At 67.4% G+C, this 2220-nt stretch carries 2 protein-coding genes; both read right to left on the minus strand.

The window, feature by feature from the left end; genetic code table 11:
- Positions 1-260: 260 nt before the first annotated feature.
- Complete coding sequence (locus E1165_RS28500) at positions 261-1829, minus strand: carbohydrate-binding protein (protein ID WP_132394778.1); 1569 nt, start codon at positions 1827-1829, stop codon at positions 261-263.
- A 141-nt stretch (positions 1830-1970) separates the two neighbouring features.
- Positions 1971-2220 (minus strand): hypothetical protein (locus tag E1165_RS29330; RefSeq protein ID WP_207917069.1); only part of this gene is annotated, 250 nt, incomplete at its 5' end.

The raw sequence follows: 2220 nt of genomic DNA on the forward strand, positions 1-2220 counted from the left end.
GGACGAACACCTCCGGCCGTCTGCCCACCGGCCATCACCTCCCACCACAAGTGTTGGGAGACAGCCTGCCCGATACATCCTCAGAACCAGCGGATTACACGATCAACGTTCAAAGACGAGGCACTAGCCCTTCGACGTGCCTCGTTGAGGGTATCCGGTGCCGCAGTTGGTCCGGCTGCCAGGCCAGGGCGTCTCTGGCTGTTCCCCGTGCCGCCGGAGACGCCCTGGCCTGGGTGGATCGGCACGTGGCCGATCTGCGGTTACGGGTTGACCACCCGGCCGCCGAGGGTCACGACGAGCCGACCGTCCGCGGCGAACGACCAGCCCAGAGAGCCGGTGAGGTTCGCGCAGCGGGATCCGTTCGCGCCGTTCCAGAACTGGTTGGAGCCGTCGGCGTCGCCGACGATCCGGTCGTTCGACCCGCTGTCGCACGAGGTGTTGTTGCGAAACACCGAGGAACCGGCGTCGAAGGTGAAGTTACGTTGGGCGTTGCCGATGCTGATGTTGTTCGACACCGTCATCGTGCCCGGGTTGCGGTTGTAGGTGAACCCGTGCTTGCCGTTGTCGTAGGCGATGCTGCGCCGGATCACGTGGTTGACCCCGATGTCCTCACCGCCGAGCTTGTAACCGTTGCGGTCACCGTTGCCGGCCTGGCCGCCGTTGCTGAGGGTGCCGTTCTCGTAGGCCAACGAGTCCTCGATGGTCACCACGCCGATCGGGCCGGTGTCGGTCTTCGTGTAGAGGTCCCAACCGTCGTCGATGTTGTTGTGGGCCACCGCGTAACGGAAGACGTTGCCGGGGCCGGAGGTGAGCTTCGCGGCGAAGCCGTCGGCGTCCTCTCCGTCGGAGTCGGCATTGTCGTGCGACTCGGCGCTCAGGATGAGGTTGTTGGCCGGCCACTGGTCCTTGGGCGTACTGGACAGCATCCGGGAGAGCTGCAGTCCGGTGTCCCGGTTGAACCGCGTCACCGTACGCTCGATGATGTTGTTGCTGCCGCCGATGAAGATGCCGTTGTCGCCGGCCCGCTCGACGATGACGCCGTGGACGTGCCAGTAGTTGCCGTTCAGGGCGAGGCCGCGGTTGGCCGGGTCCTCGCTCTGCGCGGAGAAGTTCAGCACCGGGCGCTCGCCGGGGTAGGCGGCCAACCTCTTGCGGGCGGTGGAGGTGCCGTTGTTGCCCGCCGCGATGGTGACCGTCTGCGAGAACCGGTAGGTCCCACCACGCAGGTAGATCGTCCCGCCCGGAGCGACACGGGTGATCGCGGAGGTCAGCGTCGTGGGGTTCGACTCCGTACCGGCCGCGCTGTCACTACCGTTCGGCGCCACGTACAACGCGTTGCCCGGTGGCGGGGGTGGCGGTGTGCCTCCGGATTCGACGTCGATGTAGTCGATGTTCGCCAGCCCGGCGGAGGTGGTCGGGTGGAACCGGATCGTGTTGCTGCCCGAGTTCAGGTTGACGGTCAGCGTCTTGGTGGCCCAGGTGTTCCACGCGCCGGTGCTCTCGAACGACGGCGTCTGGACGGTGCTGCCGTTGATGATCAGGTTGGTGGGCCGGCTGCTGGTGGCGCCGTTGGCGAAGCGCACGCCGATGGTCGCCGTGCCGGCCGCTGACGCGTTCACCGTGAACTGGGCGTAGGCGCCCGTCGCGTTGTCGCCGTTGCAGAAGCCGGAGCCGGAGAACCCGGACCAGTTCGAGTCGATCGTGCCGGAACACACCGCCGGTGAGGTCTCGGCCTCGTGGCGGGTGGACGCGGCCGTCGCCGACCCGGCGGTCAGTCCGACGACCGCCGCCAGCACAGCTGTGCCGGTGATGAGAGCCGTACGTTTCATCTGTTGTCTCCCAAGGGTGAGTGCGGCGCAGGCGAGAGCTGCTGCCACGCGCCGCGCACGGCCTCGCGTTCCGCATCCCCTGACCCGGGCAAGGGTCGAAACATCGATGAAACACGATCCTATGGAAAGCGCTTTCCGGGTTCAATAGTTCACGTTTGCAGCTTTGTTGCAGGCCAGGCCCCGGATGCGATCGATCGACATCACATCGGCGGCGACCAACGGACAGGACGGCACCTTGGACAGGTCCGGCCCTGCCGTCCCCACCGGACGGCCCAGCCACCCGCCGACGCCGTCGATCCGTCCGACCACCGGACGCGGACCGGGCAGCGGACCCCCGTTCGCCGACCCCGGCCACGTCGCACCGCTTACCGCCTGCGCCCCTCGGCCGCGC

Origin of the sequence: Micromonospora sp. KC723 (assembly GCF_004348595.1) — a bacterium.
Classification (GTDB): Bacteria; Actinomycetota; Actinomycetes; order Mycobacteriales; family Micromonosporaceae; genus Micromonospora.